The organism is Arenimonas malthae CC-JY-1 (assembly GCF_000747075.1).
GTDB lineage: Bacteria > Pseudomonadota > Gammaproteobacteria > Xanthomonadales > Xanthomonadaceae > Arenimonas > Arenimonas malthae.
In genome coordinates, this window is the sequence record NZ_AVCH01000058.1 from 1 (window position 1) to 676 (window position 676).

The 676-nt window shown below is 77.4% G+C and carries 2 protein-coding genes; both read left to right on the plus strand.

Translation table 11 applies throughout. The features are described from left to right. Positions 1 to 427 (plus strand): peptidoglycan-binding protein (locus tag N790_RS03880; RefSeq protein WP_043801010.1); only part of this gene is annotated, 427 nt, incomplete at its 5' end. Then, a partial coding sequence (locus N790_RS03885; RefSeq protein WP_043801012.1) for a hypothetical protein occupies positions 427 to 676 on the plus strand: 250 nt, incomplete at its 3' end. The genes N790_RS03880 and N790_RS03885, both read left to right, overlap by 1 nt.

A 676-nucleotide genomic window follows, 5' to 3' on the forward strand; every position in this document is an offset into this window, starting at 1 on the left:
CCCCGCCCTGCTGCGCCTGCGCGGCGACGGCGGCGAAGCCTGGGCCGTGCTGCTGGGCGCCGACGCGCTGCGCGTGCGCCTGTGGCTGGGCGGCGGCCGCTTCGACACCGACCGCCTGGCCTTCGAACGCAGCTGGAACGGCGAATACGCGGCGCTCTGGCGTGGCCCCACCTTCCTGCTGCCCGCGCCCACGCCCGGCGACAGCGGCCCCGCGGTGGACTGGATCCACGACCGCCTGCGCGACCGCGCCGGCCTGGCGTCGCCCGAAGCGGGCCCCGCCGTGCTCGACGCCGACAGCATCGCGGCGGTGCGCCGCCTGCAGGCGGCGAACGGCCTGGTCGCCGACGGCGTGGTCGGCCCCGAAACCCTGCTGGCGCTCTCCGCGCGCGAAAACGAGGGCCCGCGCCTGCGCCGGGTGCTGGACTGATGTCGGTCATCCTCGACGCCCTGCGCAAATCGGAAGCCGAGCGCCAGCGCGGGCGCGCGCCGGGGCTGTTCGTCGAACAGGTGCCGCTGCCCTCGCGCCGGCGGCGCCGGCCGGCATGGATCTTCGTGCTGCCGGCGCTGCTGGCGGCGGGCATCGTGGCAGGCTGGTTCCTGCGGCCGCAGACGAAAGGGCCGACGGTGTCGGCCGTGGCGGTGGATGCGCCGCCGGCGACGGTGCCGGCGCCTGCCA